Below are 16,459 nucleotides of genomic sequence, written 5' to 3' on the forward strand. Positions count from 1 at the left end.
GCAGCATGCTCCCCTACGGTCGCCAGTCGATCTCCTCCGACGACATCGAGGCGGTCGCCGCGATCCTGCGCGGTGACTGGCTGACCACCGGGCCGACGGTGACCGCGTTCGAGGACGCGATCAGCGCCGCCACCGGCGGCCACCGGGCCGTTTCCTGCACCTCGGGCACGGCCGCGCTGCACATGGCGTACGCCGCCGCCGGCGTCGGCCCGGGCGACCAGGTCGTCACCACGCCGATGACGTTCGTCGCGACCGCCTCGGGCGCGTCCATCCTGGGTGCCGAGGTCGTCTTCGCCGACGTCGAGGAGGACACCGCGCTGCTCGACCCGGCGGCCGTGGAGGCCGTGGTCACCGACCGCACCAAGGTGATCGCCGCAGTCGACTACGCCGGCCACCCGGCCGACTACGACGCGCTCCAGCCGATCGCCGACCGGGTCGGCGCGCTCACGCTGGACGACGCGGCCCACTCGATCGGCGGCACCTACCGGGGCCGTCCGGTGGGCGACCTGGCCGACGTCACCACGCTCTCCTTCTTCCCGACCAAGAACCTCACCACCGGTGAGGGCGGCGCCGCGGTGTTCAAGGACGACACGCTCGCGCAGCGGGCGCACGAGTTCCACTTCATCGGCCTGGTCCGCGACAAGGACCGCTTCGAGATCACCGACGAGGGGCCGTGGCACCAGGAGGTGCACGAGTTCGGGATCAACTACCGGCTCACCGACGTGGCCTCGGCGCTCGGCCTGTCCCAGCTGGCCCGGCTGGCCGCGTTCAAGCAGCGGCGTACCGAGATCACCGCGCGCTACAACGCGGCGCTCGCCGACGTCGCCGGCCTGCGCACCCCGGTCCAGCGGGACGACGTGGATCCGGCCTGGCACCTCTACCCGGTCCGGGTGCTCGACGGCCGCCGCCGCGAGGTGTTCGAGAAGATGCGCGAGCGCGGCGTCGGCGTCCAGGTGAACTACATCCCGGTGTACTGGCACCCGGTCTACGCCCACCTGGGCTACCAGCGCGGGATGTGCCCGAACGCCGAGGCGTTCTACGCCGAGGAGCTGTCCCTGCCGCTCTACCCCGACCTCACCGACGCGCAGGTCGACCAGGTCGTCGAGACCCTCGTCGAGGTCCTGGCCTGATGGCTGCGGTCGGCCCCGGCAAGGTGGGCGTCATCACCCAGGCCCGCACGACCAGCACCCGGCTCCCGGGCAAGGTCCTGCTCGAGGCCGGCGGCCGCACCCTGCTCGACCACCACCTCGACCGGCTGCTCGCCGCCGGGCTGGAGGTGTACGTCGCCACCACCGTCAACGCGACCGACGACCCGATCGTCGCGCTCGCCGAGGCCCGCGGGCTGGGCGTGTACCGGGGCAGCGAGGAGGACGTGCTCGCCCGGTTCACCGGCTGCGCCGAGGCGTTCGGCCTCGACACCGTCGTCCGGGTCACCTCGGACTGCCCGCTGATCGACGGCGCGCTCGTCCGCCGGGCGATCGACCTGTACGCCGCCGCCGCGGACCCGTGGACCTACGTCTCGAACGGCCTGGAGCGCACCTTCCCGCGCGGCTTCGACCTCGAGGTGTTCAGCGCCGAGGCGCTCCTGGACGCCGGCCGGAACGCGACCGAGCAGCCGCAGCGCGAGCACGTGACGCCGTACCTCTACGCCAACGGCTCGGGCCGGATGACGTTGCGCAACCTCGCCCGGACGCCGGACGGCAGCAGCCGGGACGCGGCGTCGTACCGGGTCACGCTGGACACCGAGGACGACCTCCGGCTGATCCGGGCACTGATCGAGGACCACCGCGCGGCCGAGCTCGACGTCGAGGGCGTCATCGCCGTCCTCGACGCGCACCCGGAGCTGGCCGGCCTCAACGCGCACGTCGAGCAGAAGAAGCTCGGCCAGTGACCAAGACGCTCGTCATCCACTCCGGCCTCTACAAGACCGGCTCCAGCGCGATCCAGCTGTACCTGGCCCGGGCCGACCACCGGCGTGCGCTCGGCGACGCCCGCTACCCGCGCACCGGCCGGTCGCTCGGGGTCCAGCACGGCAACCTGACCGCGCAGCTGCGCGGCGGCAAGGGCTTCCTCCCGGACCGCGGCGGCTGGGACGAGCTGATCGCCGAGATCGTCGCCGGGGACACGACCACGACCGTGGTCTCCTCCGAGCACTTCTCCGCCCTCACCCCCGAGCAAGTCCGGGTGATCGGCGAGAAGACCCGGGCCGCCGGGGTGCAGGTCCGCTGGGTCCACTACCTGCGCGAGCAGGCCGGCTTCTACAACGCCTTCTACGTCGAGCGCCTGGTGACGATGCGCCCGGAGTTCCACGAGATCATCCAGCAGCCGTTCGAGGAGTTCGGGACCTGGAGCCCGATCGACCTCGGGATGCTGGACTACGCCCGCTACGCCGAGTCGATCCTCGACGGCATCCCCGGCGTCGACCTGCGGCTGCGGCCGTTCGCCCGCTCGCAGCTGCTCGACGGGGACGCGGTGGCGGACTTCTGCGCGACGGCCGGGATCGTCCACGACCCGGGCAACGCCGAGGACACCAACATCGGCACCGGCTGGCGCACCGTGGAGACCGCGAAGCGGCTCACCCCGCTGGTCCGGCAGGCCAAGCTGCGCCAGCAGCTGCGCGGCGCCGGCAACTGGCACGCCGCCCGGATGCGCTGGATCGCCCTGGTCCGCAGCGAGCTGGTGCAGGTCACCACCGCGCTCGGCTGGAACGACGAGTCGGCGATCTACCTGACCCCGGAGTTCCGCGAGCGCCTGCTCGAGAGGTACGCCGACCAGAACCGCCGCGTCGCGGAGATCGCCGGCTTCGACTGGCCGGCGATCGTCGCCGCCGAGCGCCCGAAGCCGTACAACATCGGCGAGTTCGCGAGCATCCCCGCCGACCAGGTGATGGCCGTGGTCGAGCGCGTCCTGCCGCTGACCTTCCGGCCGCCGGAGGAGATCGAGGTGCTCATCGACCGCACGGCGGAGACCCCGGGCGCGCGCCGCGGGCTCTTCGGGCGACGTTCCTGAGCCTGCCGGGCGTCAGCCCTCGACCGGTCGTCCGGTCGCCGAGTCGATCCCGGCCCGCTGCTCCAGCACCCGCAGGCGCTCCTCGAAGACGGTCGACGCGCTGATCCGCGCGCGGACGCGGGCGTGCTCGGCGCGGACCTCGTCGACCAGCGAGCGGGCCTCGGCGCGCTGGGCGTCGTCGGCCTCCCAGGCGGGGTCGTCGATCCGGGCGCGCAGGTCCTCCAGGCGCTGCTCCAGCGCGGCGACCTGCGGCGAGAGCCGCAGCAGCTCGCGCTCCAGGTCCGCGATCCGCTGGCCCTGGACCCGGACCTCACGCAGCGCGTCGAGCAACGATCCGATCCTGGACATCAGCGGTCTCCTACGAGGGGGAGGAAGGTCATCCGGCCCGAGGCGAGCCAGCCGGAGAGCAATCCTGCCTCAGCGGCGATCCGGTGCTCGGGACCGACCCCCACCGAGTCTCCCCACTGGTGCTGCCAGGAGGTCTGGTGCGGGTCGTCGACGAACGAGATCCCGGTCAGCAGCACCTCGGCCTCGGGGAAGAGGTGCAGCGCCAGCCAGGCCGCCGTGGTCCCCGTCGTCGGGGCCAGCTGCTCCTCGCGCCAGGGCAGGCCGAGGGCCTCGTTGATCGGCACGGCGACGGCGTCGTTGCGGGCGACCGCGAAGCCCAGGTCCTCGGGCCAGGACTGCGGCCACATCTCGCGGCGGCCGTACATCCGCATCGGCTCGAGCAGCACGTAGAGCCGCTCGCGGTAGCGGTGGAAGAAGGACGGCGTCGCCGGGACCAGCCGGCTGAACAGGACCACGTCGGTGCGCGACCCCTGGGTCGGCGGGGCTCCGGGGGCGTCGGTGACGAACGAGTTCACCCGGATCACCAGGTCGGCGCCGTCGATCGCGGCCGCTCGGCTCTCCGAAGGCTCCATCGGCGCGTTGCCGACCACCGCCACCCGGCGGACCGGCAGGGACGACGCGTAGCCCTCGGCCAGCTCCCGCAGGGGAGCCAGCCGAGGGTCCGGCGCGGTGGTCGTGTCCGTCAGATCAGGCCCTTGTCCTGGAGGTAGGCCTTCGCGACGTCGGCCGGCTTCTCCCGGTCGTTGTCGACCTGGCCGATCAGGTCGGTGAGGTCCGCGGTGGTGAGCACGGTGCTGAGCTTGTTCAGCGCCTTCTCGGCCTCCGGGTGGTCCTTCAGCCAGGCGGTGTTGACGATCGGCACCAGGTTCTCGGCGTTCTGGAGGTGCTTGTCGTCGTCGAGGATGACCAGCCCGAGCTTGTCGAGGGTCGCGTCGGTGGTGCCGACCACGCCCAGCTGGGTGGTGCCCTTGGCCAGGTCGTCCTTGGTCTCCGCGGTACCGAAGCCGGTCGGCTCGAAGCCGGTGATCTTCAGCCCGTAGGTGCCCTCCAGGCCCTTCTGGCAGTCGGGGCGCTGCGGGCAGTCCTCGGCGCCGCCGAGCTTGACGCCCTTGCCGAGCGCACCGAGGTCGCTGAGGGTCTTCAGGCTGTTGTCGTCGGCGAACTTCTTCGTCACCGCGAACGCGTTCGCGTCCTGCGCCTCGGCCGGCTGCAGCGCGGTCATCCCGTACTTCGCGGTGAGCTTGTTGAGCTCGGCCAGCGTCGCGGTCGCGTCCGGGGAGGCGACCTTCGGCGCGTCGTCGCCGTTCGCCTTGCGGTTGAGCGCCTCGGTCATCGAGGACAGGTAGTCGGTGGAGACCTGCACGTCGCCCTTCGAGAGCGGGTCGAGGTAGAGGTCGCGGCCACCGAGAGCCTTGACGCTGGCCTGGAAGCCGGCGTCGTCGAGGAGGCCCTTGTAGAGCTCGGCCATGATGTCGGCCTCGGTGAACTTCTGCCCGACGATCGTCACCGAGCCGCCGTCGGCCTTGGCATCCGAGCCGTTGCTGTCGTCGCTCCCGCAGGCTGCGGCACCGAGTACCAGGGAGGTGGCGGCCAGCGCGATCCCGAGCCGCCGTACGAGGGTCTTCTTCATGTCTCCGCCTTCTGTGTCCCGCAGCGGTGCTGCGCGTGTCCGGCAGGCCTGCCCGCTGCCCGGCGGCGCCGGACGCGTGGGCCCACGCCAGGGACTTTAGGCCATCGTGTCGACAAGGCAGAGCGACTTACCGGGTGGTCCGGATCACCGTCCGCCTGTCGGGACCGGGTCGACGACCCGCTGCACCACGGTCAGGCCCAGCTCGAGCCCGAGCGCGACCAGCGCCACGATCAGCGAGCCCGCGACCACCTCCGCGGTCTGGAAGCTGACGTAGCCGTGCACGATGATCCGGCCCAGGCCCGGCCCGGCGACGATCGCCGCGATCGTCGCGGTCGCCCACACCTGGACGACGGCGAGCCGCAGCCCGGAGACGATCAGCGGCGCCGCCAGCGGCAGCTCGACGCGACGGACCACGTCGCGGCCGCTCATCCCCATGCCGCGGGCGGCCTCGACCACGTCGGCGTCGACGGTGACCATCGCGGTGTAGGTGTTCGTCACGATCGGTGGGAGCGCGAACAGCGCCAGCGTCACCAGGGTCGCGACCCCGGACCGACCGAACGGCCCGAACTCGTCGGTGCCGAAGACGCCCAGGGCGAGCAGCGAGAGCAGCGCCACGATCGGGATCGCCCGGCCGATGTTGGTCAGGTTCACCGCGAGCGTGCCGCCGCGGTGGCGGTGCCCGAGCCAGACCGCCAGCGGCAGCCCGACCACCGCCGACATCACCAGCGCCACGACCGTGAGCAGCACGTGCTGGACGAAGAGCACCGGGACGCCGTCCGGACCGTTCCAGTGGTCGGAGTCGCCGAACCAGGCAAGGACGTCGGAGAACAGGGTCACGCGACCACCCGCTTCCGCCGACCGGTCCGCGCCCACGGCGTGAGCAGCCGTTGGGCACCGACCAGGAGCAGGTCCAGGGTCACCGCGAGCAGCACGCAGAGCACGCTGGTGGCGAGCACCTGGGACTTGAAGGTCAGGTCGGAGATCAGCATGTCGCCGAGCCCGCCGTAGTCGAGGATCGACCCGACCGTGGTGAGTGCGACCGCGGAGACGGTGACGACCCGGAGGGCGGCCATCATGCCCGGCAGCGCCAACGGGATCTCGACCCGCCAGAGCATCCGGCCGCGGCCGTAGCCCATCCCGACAGCGGACTCGCGGACCTCGGCCGGCACCGAGGCCAGCCCGTCGAGGATGCCGCGGACCAGGATCGTCAACGTGTAGAGCGCGAGCCCGATCAGCACGGTCCGCACCCCCAGCCCGGTGAACGGCACCAGCAGCGAGAACAGCGCCAGCGACGGAATCGTGTAGATCGCCGTGGTCACGCCGACGATCAGTCCTTCGAGTCTCCGGTACCGTCGGGCCAGCAGCGCCATCGGGACCGCGATCACCAGGCCGATCGCCACCGAGGCGAGCACGATCCACAGGTGCTGGACGAGGGCTTCCCTCAGCTCCACCGACCGGGTCGAGTAGTACCGCCCGCAGATCCACTCGTTGCGCGTCAGGCAGTTGTCCGCCCCCGGGAGCAGAGAGGTGACGACCGATGGGAGCACAGGTCGAACCTAGCGAATCGACCAGCCCGGGGGTGCCGATGATCCGGCTCGAGGGCGTCGGCAAGACGTACGACGACGGCACCGTGGCCGTCCAGGAGCTCGACCTCGACGTCCCCGCCGGCGAGCTGGTCTGCCTGGTCGGGCCGTCCGGCTGCGGCAAGTCCACGACCCTGAAGATGATCAACCGGCTGATCGAGCCGACCACCGGCCGGATCCTGCTCGACGGCGAGGACGTCACCCGCACCGACCCGGTGCGCCTGCGCCGCGGGATCGGGTACGTGATCCAGCAGGTCGGCCTCTTCCCCCACCAGGACATCGTCACCAACGTCGCCACCGTGCCCAGCCTGCTCGGCTGGGACCGGAAGCGCTCCCGGGCCCGCGCGCTGGAGCTGATGGAGCTCGTCGGGCTCGAGCCGGACGTCTTCGCCAAGCGCTACCCGCACCAGCTCTCCGGCGGCCAGCGCCAACGGGTCGGGGTCGCCCGGGCGCTCGCGGCGGACCCGCCGGTGCTGCTCATGGACGAGCCCTTCGGCGCCGTCGACCCGGTCATCCGGGCCCGCCTGCAGGACGAGTTCCTGCGGCTGCAGCGCGACCTCGGGAAGACCGTCGTTATGGTCACCCACGACATCGACGAGGCGGTCAAGATGGGCGACCGGGTGGCCGTCTTCGCCGTCGGCGGCCGGCTCGCCCAGTACGACGTCCCGGCGCGGGTGCTCGGCTCCCCGGCGGACGACTACGTCGCCGAGTTCGTCGGCCGGGCCCGCGGCGTACGACGGCTCGCGGTGACCGGCATCGACCCGTCCCGGCTGGAACCGCTGGACGGCGTGGCGGCGGGCGATCTCGCCGGCACGGTGGACGTGAGCGCCACCCTGGAGGAGGCGATGGCCCTGCTGCTCCGCGAGGACAAGCCCGTGCTCGGGGTGACCGACGGCGCCCGCTTCCTCGGCGTGCTCACCCCGAACGGGATCCACGCCATGCTGCGCGCCGACGTCCGGTCGAAGCAGGACCAGGTCGAGAGCTAGGCGAGCTTGGCGACCTCGTCGGCGTGCTTGCCGGCGGCCCGGGCCACCGTCTCGGCGAGCTTCTCGTCGAACGCGACCAGGTCCTCCACCGAGATCCCGGAGAGGACCTCCGCGCGCAGGACCTCGATCGACTCCTCGAGCTCGCCGACGCGGGCACGCGCGGTGGCGAGCTCGGCCTCGGCACCCTCGGCCCTGACGACGACGGCGGCCAGGTCGGCCTGGGTCTTGACCAGTGCCCCCTGGAGCTCGCGCTCGGCGAGGGTGGCGGTGGCGAGCCGCTCGGTCATGGCGGTGGTGAACTCGGCGTGCTCGGCGGCACGCTCGGTGAACAGCGAGCGGTAGGCGTTCGCCGCCGCGGCGCGGTCGGCCGCGTTCTCGCGGCGCGACTGCAGGACCTCGGTCCAGACGATCCGGAGCGCGGCCCAGCCGAGCACGATCGCGGTGACGGCGCTGACGCTGAGCAGCGCCGGCGACTGGGTGGGCAGGGAGAGCAGCACCGCGACGGTGGCCACCGCGAGCAGCGCCACCGCGACGGTGACGCGCACGCTGCGCTGGCGACGGCGAGCCGAGGTGCGTCCGGACTTCGGGCGGGACGAGGAACGGGAGGCTGCCATGGAGCCAGCGTAGGTCGGCGTCAATCCCCTTCCGGGACGCGACACGCGTGCTCGAGCAGCAGGCCCGCGGCGAGCGCCACACCGGCCCCTGACGCGGCGACCAGCGCGCGCAGGATCGTGCGGTCGGCGTTCTCGCCGGCGACGCCGAGGTAAGAGATCGCGATGCCCAGGAACGCACCGGTCGCGAAGGCGCCGAGCCGGGCGACGGTCTTGCCGAGGACGAGCCGGGCCAGCCCCTGCTCGGAGCGGAGCCGACCGTGCCGGCGGTGCACCGTGCGCCAGGTCAGGTAGGCGATCCCGCCGACGACCGCGGCCACGAACCAGGCGACGGCGATCGCGAGCCAGGAGACGCCCAGCGAGGGCTGGCCGGAACGGATCGCCTGGCCCCGGACGGCCCAGCCGAGGAACGCGCCGGCGAGGCCGATCACGACCAGCGGGCCGGGGCCGGTGGTCGAGACCGTCCCGGGGCCCGGCCCGGGCTCGTCCTCGTCGGGCCGGGGCGGCTCCGGTTCGCGGCTCACGCGAGGTTCACTGCAGGTCGAGCGTGAGGTCCTCACGCCGGTTCACGCCGTCGGTGCCGGTCTTCTCCAGGAGGGTGGCGACCTCGCCGTACCCCGGGATCGACGCATCCGGCTCCAGCTCGAACCACGGCACCAGCACGAACGCGCGCTCCGCGGCGCGCGGGTGCGGCAGCCTCAGGTGCGCGTCGTCGGCCTGCCGGTCGCCGACCACGATCAGGTCGACGTCCAGGGTCCGGGGCGCGTTGGTGCCGACGTCGTCGCCGCGGTCGCGCCCGTACGCCGCCTCGATCGCGAGCGCGCGGTCGAGCAGCGTGTGCGCCGACAGCGTCGTGTCGATCGTGACGACGGCGTTGAGGTAGTCCTGGGAGCCCTCGGGGGCGTCCACCGGCGCGGTCTCGTAGACCGAGGAGACGCCGGTGACCCAGACGTCGGGGGTGTCGGCGAGCGAATCGACGGCGCCCTGGAGATTCACCAGGCGCTCGCCCAGGTTGGACCCGATCGAGAGCACCGAGCGGCGGATCGGGTGCATCTCGCCGGTCAGCGTGTCGGCGCTGATCGCGGCGGGGTTGGGGGTCTCGGTCACGTGCGCCTCCGGGAGATGGTCAGGGCGACGTCCGAGAACGTCGCCTCGATGGGGGCCTGCGGCTTGTGCACGGTCACTTCCACCTGGTCGACCGCGTCGTGGACCAGGCACACGTCGGCGATCCGCTGCGCCAGGGTCTCGATCAGGTCGACCGGGTCCTGCTCGACCGCGGCCTTCACCGCGGTGACGAGCGTCCCGTAGTCGACCGTCGCGGCCAAGGCGTCGCCGGCGGCCGCCGGCGCGGTGTCCAGGTCGAGGACCAGGTCGATCACGAAGAGCTGCCCGTCGCGCCGCTCGAAGTCGAACACTCCGTGGTGCGCGAAGATCTCGATGCCGCGCACGGCCAGCTTGTCACTCATCCCGATCGACCCTACCGGGGTCACCGGAAGGTCCCAATTCCCGACCGCGCGTGCTCCCGGGGTCCTCGCCGCGCCAGCGCGCGACCACCTTGAGCGCGTCCACGCTCGCGCGGGCCTCGTGGACCCGGACCGCCCAGACGCCGAGCATCCCGGCGAGGGTGGTCAGCGCGGTGTTGGCGTCCTCCCGGTCCAGGACCGGCCGGGGCTCCCCGGCAGGGTCGGCGAGCAGGGCGCCGAGGAACGACTTGCGGCTGGAGCCGACCAGGATCGGGAACCCGAGGTCGTCGAGCTCGCCGAGGCGACGCAGCAGCGCCCAGTTGTGGTCGGCGGTCTTCGCGAAGCCCAGGCCCGGGTCCACGGCCAGCCGCTCGGGGTCGATGCCGGCGGCGAGCGCGGCCTCGATCCGGGCGGCGAGCTCGTCGTGCACCTCCCGCACCACGTCGTCGTACGACGCCCGCTGCTGCATCACGTCGGAGTGCGCCCGCCAGTGCATCGCCACGTACGCCGCCCCGCGCTCGGCCACGACCCGGAGGATCCCCGGATCGGCGAGCCCGCCGGAGACGTCGTTGACCAGCACCGCGCCCGCGTCCAGCGCAGCGGCGGCCACCTCGGCGCGCATCGTGTCGACCGAGATCACCGCGCCTTCCGCGGCGAGCGCCTCGATCACCGGCACCACCCGGGCGAGCTCCTCGGAGACGAGCGGGCGGGTCGCGCCGGGGCGGGTGGACTCACCGCCGATGTCGAGCAGGTCCGCGCCCTCGGCGACCAGGTCGAGGCCGTGCTGGACCGCCTGGCCGGTGCCCAGGTAGGCACCACCGTCGGAGAAGGAGTCCGGCGTCACGTTGACCACGCCCATGACGAGCGGACGGTCCACGCACGGGAGCCCCGCGACCTGCCGGGGCGTCAACGCGGCGAGCACGCGCTCCCCTGCCTAGCGGTGCGCGTTGATCAGAGCCATCGCCTCGGAGCGGGTGGCGGCGTTGTGCATGATGCCGCGGACCGCGGAGGTGATGGTGCGGGCGCCGGCCTTGCGGACCCCGCGCATCGTCATGCAGAGGTGCTCGGCCTCGATCACCACGATCACGCCGCGGGCCTCCAGGATCTCCATCAGCGAGTCGGCGATCTGGGTGGTGAGCCGCTCCTGGACCTGCGGGCGCTTGGCGTAGACGTCGACGAGTCGGGCGAGCTTGGAGAGGCCGGTGATCTTGCCGGACTCGGCCGGGATGTAGCCGACGTGCGCGACCCCGGTGAACGGGACCAGGTGGTGCTCGCACATCGACCAGAGCTCGATGTCGCGGACCAGCACCATCTCGTCGTGACCGAGGTCGAAGGTGGTGGTCAGGACGTCCTCGGCGTGCATCCGCAGGCCCGCGGTGAGCTCGGCGTACGCGCGCGCCACCCGCGCCGGGGTGTCCTGCAGGCCCTCACGTTCCGGGTCCTCCCCGATCGCGATCAGCAGCTCGCGGACGGCGGCCTCGGCACGGTCGTGGTCGAACTTCCCGATCGGCTCCAGGGACTCGGCGCTGATCGGCCCGACGCTCACGGGGTGTTCCCCGGGTCCGGGGACTCGCCGAAGGAGTCGCCGTCCTCGTTCGGCGGCGTCAGGATGAGGCCGCCCTCGTGCTCCTCCTCGGGGGCGGTGCCGTTCGCGGCCGCCCCGTTCGCAGCCGCCTTGGACGGCACCACGATCGGCGGGATCGTCGAGGGGATCCGGTCCGGCGACCCGGTCCATGCCGGCCGCACCGGGCGGCGGCGCAGCGGCTCGAAGACCTCCGCGACCTCCTGCTTGTCCAGGGTCTCCCGCTCCAGCAGCGCGAGCACCAGCGCGTCCAGGACGTCGCGGTTCTCCTCGAGGATGTCGAAGGCTTCCTGGTGGGCGTTGGCGAGGAACTTCTTGGTCTCCTCGTCGACGATCGCCGCGACGTCCTCGGAGTAGTTCCGGGCGTGCCCCATGTCGCGGCCGAGGAACGGTTCGCCCTGGGCCTCGCCGAGCTTGATCGCGCCGAGCCGCTCGGTCATGCCGTACTGGGTGACCATCGCGCGGGCCAGCGCGGTGGCCTTCTCGATGTCGTTGCCGGCGCCGGTGGTCGGGTCGTGGAAGACCATCTCCTCCGCGGCGCGGCCGCCGAGCATGTAGGCGAGCTTGTCGAGCATCTCCGAGCGGGTCTGGCTGTACTTGTCCTCGTCCGGCAGCACCATCGTGTAGCCGAGCGCACGGCCGCGCGGGAGGATCGTCACCTTGTGCACCGGGTCGGTGCCGGGGAGGGCCGCGGCGACCAGGGCGTGACCGCCCTCGTGGTACGCCGTGATCAGCTTCTCCTTCTCGCTCATCAGGCGGGTGCGCTTCTGCGGCCCGGCGATGACGCGGTCGATCGCCTCGTCGAGGGCGGCGTTGTCGATCATCTTGCCGTCGTTGCGGGCGGTCAGCAGGGCGGCCTCGTTGAGCACGTTGGCGAGGTCGGCGCCGGAGAAGCCGGGCGTACGACGGGCGACCGAGACGAGGTCGACGTCGGGACCCATCGGCTTGCCGCGGGCGTGCACCCGGAGGATCTGCTCGCGGCCCCGGAGGTCGGGGGCGTCGACGCTGATCTGGCGGTCGAAGCGACCCGGGCGGAGCAGCGCCGGGTCCAGGATGTCGGGACGGTTGGTCGCGGCGATGAGGATGACCCCGCCGCGGACGTCGAAGCCGTCCATCTCCACGAGCAGCTGGTTGAGGGTCTGCTCGCGCTCGTCGTGGCCGCCGCCCATGCCGGCGCCGCGGTGGCGGCCGACGGCGTCGATCTCGTCGATGAAGACGATCGCCGGGGCGTTCTCCTTCGCCTGCTCGAACAGGTCGCGGACGCGGGAGGCGCCGACGCCGACGAACATCTCGACGAAGTCCGAGCCGGAGATCGAGTAGAACGGGACGCCCGCCTCGCCGGCCACCGCGCGGGCGAGCAGCGTCTTGCCGGTACCGGGCTGGCCGTAGAGCAGGACGCCCTTGGGGATCTTGGCGCCGACGGCCTGGAACTTGGCCGGCTCCTGGAGGAACTCCTTGATCTCGCCGAGCTCCTCGATGGCCTCCTCGCAGCCGGCGACGTCGGCGAAGGTGGTCTTCGGCATGTCCTTGGAGATCAGCTTGGCCTTGGACTTGGCGAACTGCATCACCCGGCCGCCGCCGCCCTGCACCTGGTTCATCAGGAACAGGAAGATCAGCACGATGAAGACGAACGGCAGGATCGTCGCCGCGAGCGTGCCGAGGAAGCTCGGCTTCGGGTTCTTGACGTTGTAGCTGTCGATCTTCTTGTCGTCGACCTGCTTCTGCACCTGGTCGGTGAGCCCGACCTGCTGGCCGTCGACCCAGGTCGCCATGACCTTCTTGCCGTTGGTCAGCTCGGCTCGCATCTCCTGGTCGCCACCGTCGACGAAGGTGATCTTCTTGATGTCGCCCTTGTCGATGTGCGCGGTCATCTCGGAGGTCTCGATCTCCGTGTACCCGCCGTTGGGCACGATGTACTGCAGGGCGAGGATGACGCCCAGACCGGCAAGACCGATCCACAACCAGGGACCGCGCAGAATTCGCTTCACGCCGGTCATCCTCTCAGGTCACACCAGAACGCGTCTCCGGGGCGGTCCTCACGCTGGTTGAGGAGGTCGCGCAGCAACCGTCCCGCAACCCCGAGGTCAACTGTAGACGTGCGGCGCGAGCGTCCCGATGTCACGCAGGTTGCGGTACCGCTCCTTGTAGTCCAGTCCGTAACCGACGACGAATTCATTGGGGATGTCCCAACCCACGTACTTCACGCCGACCTCCATGGTCTGCGCCTCCGGCTTGCGCAGCAGCGTGCAGATCTCCAGCGAGGCCGGGTTGCGGGAGGCCAGGTTCGAGACCAGCCAGGAGAGCGTCAGTCCGGTGTCGATGATCTCGTCGACGACGACCACGTGCCGGTTGGTGATGTCGGTGTCGAGGTCCTTGAGGATCCGGACGACACCGGAGGACTTCGTCCCGGACCCGTACGACGAGACCGCCATCCAGTCCATCTCGACGTGCCGGTTCAGCGCCCGGGCGAGGTCTGCCATCACCATCACGGCGCCGCGCAGGATGCCGACGATCAGCACGTCCTTGCCCTGGTAGTCGGCCTCGATCTTCTCGGCGAGCTCCTTGAGCTTCGCCAGGATCTGCTCCTCGGTGAACAGGATGTTGACGAGGTCTCCCTCGACGTCCGCGGCGTCCATGGGTCACAGCGTGCCACAGACGCCTCTCGTGGGAATCCGTGGCCCGGCAGCCGCGTTGCCATTCACATGCATCTCTCGGTCCTCGACCTCGTCCCCGTGCGTTCCGACCAGACCACCGCGGACGCGCTGGCCGCGACCCGCGCGCTGGCCCGGGTGGCCGACGAGGCCGGCTACCGCCGGTACTGGCTGGCCGAGCACCACAACATGCCGGCCGTCGCGGCCACCAACCCTCCCCTGCTGATCGCGATGGTGGCGGCCGCGACCGAGCGGATCCGGGTCGGCTCGGGCGGCGTCATGCTCCCGAACCACGCCCCGCTGGTGATCGCCGAGCAGTTCGCGCTCCTCGAGGCCGCCTTCCCCGGCCGGATCGACCTCGGCATCGGGCGTGCTCCGGGGACGGACCCGGTGACGTCGTACGCGCTCCGGCACGGGGCCGGCGGGGTCAGCGAGGACGCGGTCGCCCGGTTCCCGTCGTACGTCGACAACGTGGTCGCGATGATGAGCCCCGGCGGCGTCGGCCTGGAGGTCAACGGCCGGGTGCACGCCCTCAACGCGACCCCGGCGGCGACCTCGCGCCCGCCCGTCTGGCTGCTCGGGTCCTCCGACTTCTCGGCGCGCCTGGCCGCCGCCCGGGGACTGCCCTACGTCTTCGCGCACCACTTCTCCGGCAACGGCACCGCGGAGGCGCTGGCGCTGTACCGCGACGGCTTCCAGCCCTCCGAGGAGCTGGCCGCGCCGCAGACCTTCCTCACCGTCAACGTCGTCGTCGCCGGGACCACCGAGGAGGCCGAGCGGCTGGCGCTGCCGCAGTACCAGGCGATGATCGCGCTGCGCACCGGCGCCCCGCTGCGCCCGCAGCGGCTGGTCGAGGAGGCCGAGGCCGACCCCGTCCCCGACGCCCACCTGCCACTCCTGCACGCCATGCGCCGCCGCTGGGTGGTCGGTGACCCGGCGACCGCCGCGGCCCAGCTCCGCGACCTCGCCGCCGAGTACGGCGTCGACGAGGTGATGGTCCACCCGGTCGCCGGCGCCCTCACCGGAACCACGGCCGACTCCTCCCCGGCACGCGAGGAGACCCTGCGGCTGCTGGCGAAGGAACTGCTCTAGCTTCGTCGGAAGGGTCAGTCCAGCGGGCGCAGCGGGACCGGGGTGATCTCCTGGCCGGCCCGGACGAACTCGTCCGGGGAGAGCCACACGGCGACCGAGGTCCCCTCGTCGGCCAGGCTGACGAGTCGGCCGTGGTCGGCCGCCCAGGCGGTCGCGTCGAACGCGTACGGCGCGAAGGTGACCCAGGCATCCCAGACCGCGGGCACCGACTTCGACCTCGACAGCCGACCGGTCTGGGCGTACGCCTCGTTCCTCCGGCGCTGCTTCCGGCCCTGGTCGGTGAGCACCTGGGCGGCCTGCGACACCTCCCGCGGCCATTCGTCCCGGTTCGACCACGGGACGTCGGTCTCGAACGAGTCCACCGCCTCGGCGACCACGCCGACGAGTGCTCGACAGATCCGGACCCGCTCAGCGGTGGACAGGGACTCGGCGTCGACGGAGTAGGCGCGGCGGGTGGTCACACGCCCAGCATGACCCATCCCTTGCGGCTCCGGCGCCGCGCGACGCCCTTGTCGCTGCCGTCCTACTCCGTCCGCCGGAAGCGGATGACCTCGCCCTCGGCCCACGCCGTCACGTGACCGGGCAGCTGGATCTCCTTGCCCCTGGTCCCGAGCAGGGCCCGGACGGCGAGCACGTGCGCCCGGGTGAGCTCGGAGGGGATCGCGCCGGCTTCGATCGCCGCACGCCGCACGACCCGTGACCGGATCGCCTCCCCGGCGTCGTCGATGACGTCCAGGTCGACCCCGTCCGGGACCCGCGCGCGCTGGTGAGCGTCGAGCTCGAAGGGCTCCAGGAAGTCCATGTCCTCGCGCAGCTGCTCGGCCGTCCGCGCCAGCGCTCCGGCGATCCCCGGCCCGAGTTCTTGCTCGAGCACCGGCATGACGGTGTGCCGGATCCGGGATCGGGTGAACCGCAGGTCTGCGTTGTGCGGGTCCTCCCACCAAGTGATCCCGTCCGCGCGGCAGGCCGCCTCGGTCTGCGCCCGGGTGATGTCGAGGAGCGGCCGCCCGAACCCGACGGCTCCGTCGCGGTAGTAGCGCCGCATCCCCTGCAGCGAACGTCCTCCCGAGCCTCGGGTCAGGCCCAGCAGCACCGTCTCCGCCTGGTCGTCGAGGGTGTGCCCGAGGAGCACCAGCTCGGCGCCGAAATGTGTCGCCATCTGCCCGAGCGCGGCGTACCGAGCCTCCCGGGCGCCCGCCTCGATCCCCGACGGTCCGGGATCGACGGTCACCCGGATGGACGCGGTCTCGTCGGCACCGAGCGCAGCCATCTTCGCGACGACCTGCGCCGTGTGCTCGGCCGAGCCCGCCTGGAGGCCGTGGTCGACCACGACGCCGATCACCCGGGTGTCGGCCTTGCTGCCCTCGAAGACAGCGGCGGCGAGGAGGGCGAGCGAGTCCGCGCCGCCCGAGCACGCCACCAGGACCGGGGAGCCCCACTCGGTGCCGAAGTACCGCCGCACCGCGAGACGCACGGCCGCGCGGGCCGGGTCGAGGGTCATCTC

20 protein-coding genes are annotated in these 16,459 nt (G+C 72.0%); 5 read left to right on the forward strand and 15 right to left on the reverse strand.

Annotated elements, in window-relative coordinates; all coding sequences use genetic code 11:
• Positions 1-5: 5 nt before the first annotated feature.
• The 3 genes from pseC to AB4Y76_RS08670 are packed head-to-tail and all read left to right on the forward strand — an operon-like array spanning position 6 to position 3,009.
• Positions 6-1,130, forward strand: coding sequence for a UDP-4-amino-4,6-dideoxy-N-acetyl-beta-L-altrosamine transaminase (gene pseC, locus AB4Y76_RS08660; protein WP_441924190.1), 1,125 nt, complete (start codon positions 6-8; stop codon positions 1,128-1,130).
• Positions 1,130-1,891, forward strand: a complete 762-nt coding sequence (locus AB4Y76_RS08665; RefSeq protein ID WP_441924192.1) for a cytidylyltransferase domain-containing protein — start codon at positions 1,130-1,132, stop codon at positions 1,889-1,891. The genes pseC and AB4Y76_RS08665 overlap by 1 nt, the downstream gene beginning before the upstream one ends.
• Positions 1,888-3,009: a hypothetical protein gene (locus AB4Y76_RS08670; RefSeq protein WP_441924194.1), complete on the forward strand. Its 1,122-nt coding sequence runs from the start codon at positions 1,888-1,890 to the stop codon at positions 3,007-3,009. Before AB4Y76_RS08665 ends, AB4Y76_RS08670 begins: the two co-directional genes overlap by 4 nt.
• A 12-nt stretch (positions 3,010-3,021) precedes the next feature.
• On the opposite strand, the gene AB4Y76_RS08675 is transcribed toward AB4Y76_RS08670, so the two are convergent.
• The 5 genes from AB4Y76_RS08675 to AB4Y76_RS08695 all read right to left on the reverse strand — a co-directional run bounded on the left by AB4Y76_RS08675 (position 3,022) and on the right by AB4Y76_RS08695 (position 6,534).
• Complete coding sequence (locus AB4Y76_RS08675) at positions 3,022-3,357, reverse strand: hypothetical protein (RefSeq protein WP_441924196.1); 336 nt, start codon at positions 3,355-3,357, stop codon at positions 3,022-3,024.
• Positions 3,357-3,929 carry a hypothetical protein gene (locus AB4Y76_RS08680; protein WP_441924198.1) on the reverse strand — a complete coding sequence of 191 codons (573 nt, stop codon included), beginning with the start codon at positions 3,927-3,929 and terminating at the stop codon, positions 3,357-3,359. The genes AB4Y76_RS08675 and AB4Y76_RS08680 overlap by 1 nt, the downstream gene beginning before the upstream one ends.
• Before the next feature lie 110 nt (positions 3,930-4,039).
• Positions 4,040-4,987 carry an ABC transporter substrate-binding protein gene (locus AB4Y76_RS08685; protein WP_441924200.1) on the reverse strand — a complete coding sequence of 316 codons (948 nt, stop codon included), beginning with the start codon at positions 4,985-4,987 and terminating at the stop codon, positions 4,040-4,042.
• 144 nt (positions 4,988-5,131) lie between these two features.
• A complete protein-coding gene (locus AB4Y76_RS08690) occupies positions 5,132-5,824 on the reverse strand; it encodes an ABC transporter permease (protein ID WP_441924202.1) in 693 nt (230 codons plus the stop codon).
• Positions 5,821-6,534 (reverse strand): ABC transporter permease, encoded by a 714-nt coding sequence (locus AB4Y76_RS08695; protein WP_441924204.1) that lies wholly within the window; start codon positions 6,532-6,534, stop codon positions 5,821-5,823. Before AB4Y76_RS08695 ends, AB4Y76_RS08690 begins: the two co-directional genes overlap by 4 nt.
• On the opposite strand from AB4Y76_RS08695, the gene AB4Y76_RS08700 reads away from it, so the two are divergent.
• Positions 6,525-7,556, forward strand: a complete 1,032-nt coding sequence (locus AB4Y76_RS08700) for an ABC transporter ATP-binding protein (protein WP_441924206.1) — start codon at positions 6,525-6,527, stop codon at positions 7,554-7,556. The genes AB4Y76_RS08695 and AB4Y76_RS08700 overlap by 10 nt on opposite strands.
• On the opposite strand, the gene AB4Y76_RS08705 is transcribed toward AB4Y76_RS08700, so the two are convergent.
• The 8 genes from AB4Y76_RS08705 to hpt form a co-directional block, all read right to left on the reverse strand.
• Complete coding sequence (locus AB4Y76_RS08705) at positions 7,553-8,170, reverse strand: hypothetical protein (protein WP_441924208.1); 618 nt, start codon at positions 8,168-8,170, stop codon at positions 7,553-7,555. The genes AB4Y76_RS08700 and AB4Y76_RS08705 overlap by 4 nt on opposite strands.
• A gap of 20 nt (positions 8,171-8,190) precedes the next feature.
• Complete coding sequence (locus AB4Y76_RS08710; RefSeq protein ID WP_441924210.1) at positions 8,191-8,691, reverse strand: DUF3180 domain-containing protein; 501 nt, start codon at positions 8,689-8,691, stop codon at positions 8,191-8,193.
• A 7-nt stretch (positions 8,692-8,698) separates the two neighbouring features.
• Complete coding sequence (gene folK, locus AB4Y76_RS08715; protein WP_441924212.1) at positions 8,699-9,274, reverse strand: 2-amino-4-hydroxy-6-hydroxymethyldihydropteridine diphosphokinase; 576 nt, start codon at positions 9,272-9,274, stop codon at positions 8,699-8,701.
• Positions 9,271-9,633 carry a dihydroneopterin aldolase gene (folB, locus tag AB4Y76_RS08720; protein WP_441924214.1) on the reverse strand — a complete coding sequence of 121 codons (363 nt, stop codon included), beginning with the start codon at positions 9,631-9,633 and terminating at the stop codon, positions 9,271-9,273. Before folB ends, folK begins: the two co-directional genes overlap by 4 nt.
• A complete protein-coding gene (gene folP, locus AB4Y76_RS08725) occupies positions 9,626-10,489 on the reverse strand; it encodes a dihydropteroate synthase (protein ID WP_441924386.1) in 864 nt (287 codons plus the stop codon). Before folP ends, folB begins: the two co-directional genes overlap by 8 nt.
• 75 nt (positions 10,490-10,564) lie before the next feature.
• Complete coding sequence (gene folE / locus AB4Y76_RS08730; protein WP_441924388.1) at positions 10,565-11,137, reverse strand: GTP cyclohydrolase I FolE; 573 nt, start codon at positions 11,135-11,137, stop codon at positions 10,565-10,567.
• Between the two features lie 35 nt (positions 11,138-11,172).
• Entirely contained in the window at positions 11,173-13,209 is a 2,037-nt protein-coding gene (ftsH, locus tag AB4Y76_RS08735) for an ATP-dependent zinc metalloprotease FtsH (RefSeq protein WP_441924216.1), read from the reverse strand.
• A gap of 87 nt (positions 13,210-13,296) precedes the next feature.
• Complete coding sequence (hpt, locus tag AB4Y76_RS08740; protein WP_441924218.1) at positions 13,297-13,848, reverse strand: hypoxanthine phosphoribosyltransferase; 552 nt, start codon at positions 13,846-13,848, stop codon at positions 13,297-13,299.
• 66 nt (positions 13,849-13,914) lie between these two features.
• Between hpt and AB4Y76_RS08745 the strand changes: the two genes are divergently transcribed.
• Complete coding sequence (locus AB4Y76_RS08745; RefSeq protein ID WP_441924220.1) at positions 13,915-14,955, forward strand: LLM class flavin-dependent oxidoreductase; 1,041 nt, start codon at positions 13,915-13,917, stop codon at positions 14,953-14,955.
• Positions 14,956-14,969: 14 nt separating this feature from the next.
• On the opposite strand, the gene AB4Y76_RS08750 is transcribed toward AB4Y76_RS08745, so the two are convergent.
• Both AB4Y76_RS08750 and tilS read right to left on the reverse strand, forming a co-directional pair.
• A complete protein-coding gene (locus AB4Y76_RS08750) occupies positions 14,970-15,416 on the reverse strand; it encodes a hypothetical protein (protein WP_441924222.1) in 447 nt (148 codons plus the stop codon).
• Positions 15,417-15,478: 62 nt separating this feature from the next.
• Positions 15,479-16,456: a tRNA lysidine(34) synthetase TilS gene (tilS, locus tag AB4Y76_RS08755; protein WP_441924224.1), complete on the reverse strand. Its 978-nt coding sequence runs from the start codon at positions 16,454-16,456 to the stop codon at positions 15,479-15,481.
• Positions 16,457-16,459: the final 3 nt, after the last annotated feature.

The sequence above is a fragment of the Marmoricola sp. RAF53 genome (assembly GCF_052114005.1).
Classification (GTDB): domain Bacteria; phylum Actinomycetota; class Actinomycetes; order Propionibacteriales; family Nocardioidaceae; genus Marmoricola.

Coding starts and splice junctions, on each gene's coding strand:
- AB4Y76_RS08675 (WP_441924196.1), bottom strand. CDS start 3,357: ATGTCCAGGATCGGATCGTTGCTCGACGCGCTGCGTGAGGTCCGGGTC.
- folP (WP_441924386.1), bottom strand. CDS start 10,489: ATGGGCGTGGTCAACGTGACGCCGGACTCCTTCTCCGACGGTGGTGCC.
- AB4Y76_RS08745 (WP_441924220.1), top strand. CDS start 13,915: ATGCATCTCTCGGTCCTCGACCTCGTCCCCGTGCGTTCCGACCAGACC.
- AB4Y76_RS08705 (WP_441924208.1), bottom strand. CDS start 8,170: ATGGCAGCCTCCCGTTCCTCGTCCCGCCCGAAGTCCGGACGCACCTCG.
- AB4Y76_RS08700 (WP_441924206.1), top strand. CDS start 6,525: ATGGGAGCACAGGTCGAACCTAGCGAATCGACCAGCCCGGGGGTGCCG.
- folB (WP_441924214.1), bottom strand. CDS start 9,633: ATGAGTGACAAGCTGGCCGTGCGCGGCATCGAGATCTTCGCGCACCAC.
- hpt (WP_441924218.1), bottom strand. CDS start 13,848: ATGGACGCCGCGGACGTCGAGGGAGACCTCGTCAACATCCTGTTCACC.
- AB4Y76_RS08685 (WP_441924200.1), bottom strand. CDS start 4,987: ATGAAGAAGACCCTCGTACGGCGGCTCGGGATCGCGCTGGCCGCCACC.
- pseC (WP_441924190.1), top strand. CDS start 6: ATGCTCCCCTACGGTCGCCAGTCGATCTCCTCCGACGACATCGAGGCG.
- AB4Y76_RS08680 (WP_441924198.1), bottom strand. CDS start 3,929: ATGGAGCCTTCGGAGAGCCGAGCGGCCGCGATCGACGGCGCCGACCTG.
- tilS (WP_441924224.1), bottom strand. CDS start 16,456: ATGACCCTCGACCCGGCCCGCGCGGCCGTGCGTCTCGCGGTGCGGCGG.
- ftsH (WP_441924216.1), bottom strand. CDS start 13,209: ATGACCGGCGTGAAGCGAATTCTGCGCGGTCCCTGGTTGTGGATCGGT.
- AB4Y76_RS08665 (WP_441924192.1), top strand. CDS start 1,130: ATGGCTGCGGTCGGCCCCGGCAAGGTGGGCGTCATCACCCAGGCCCGC.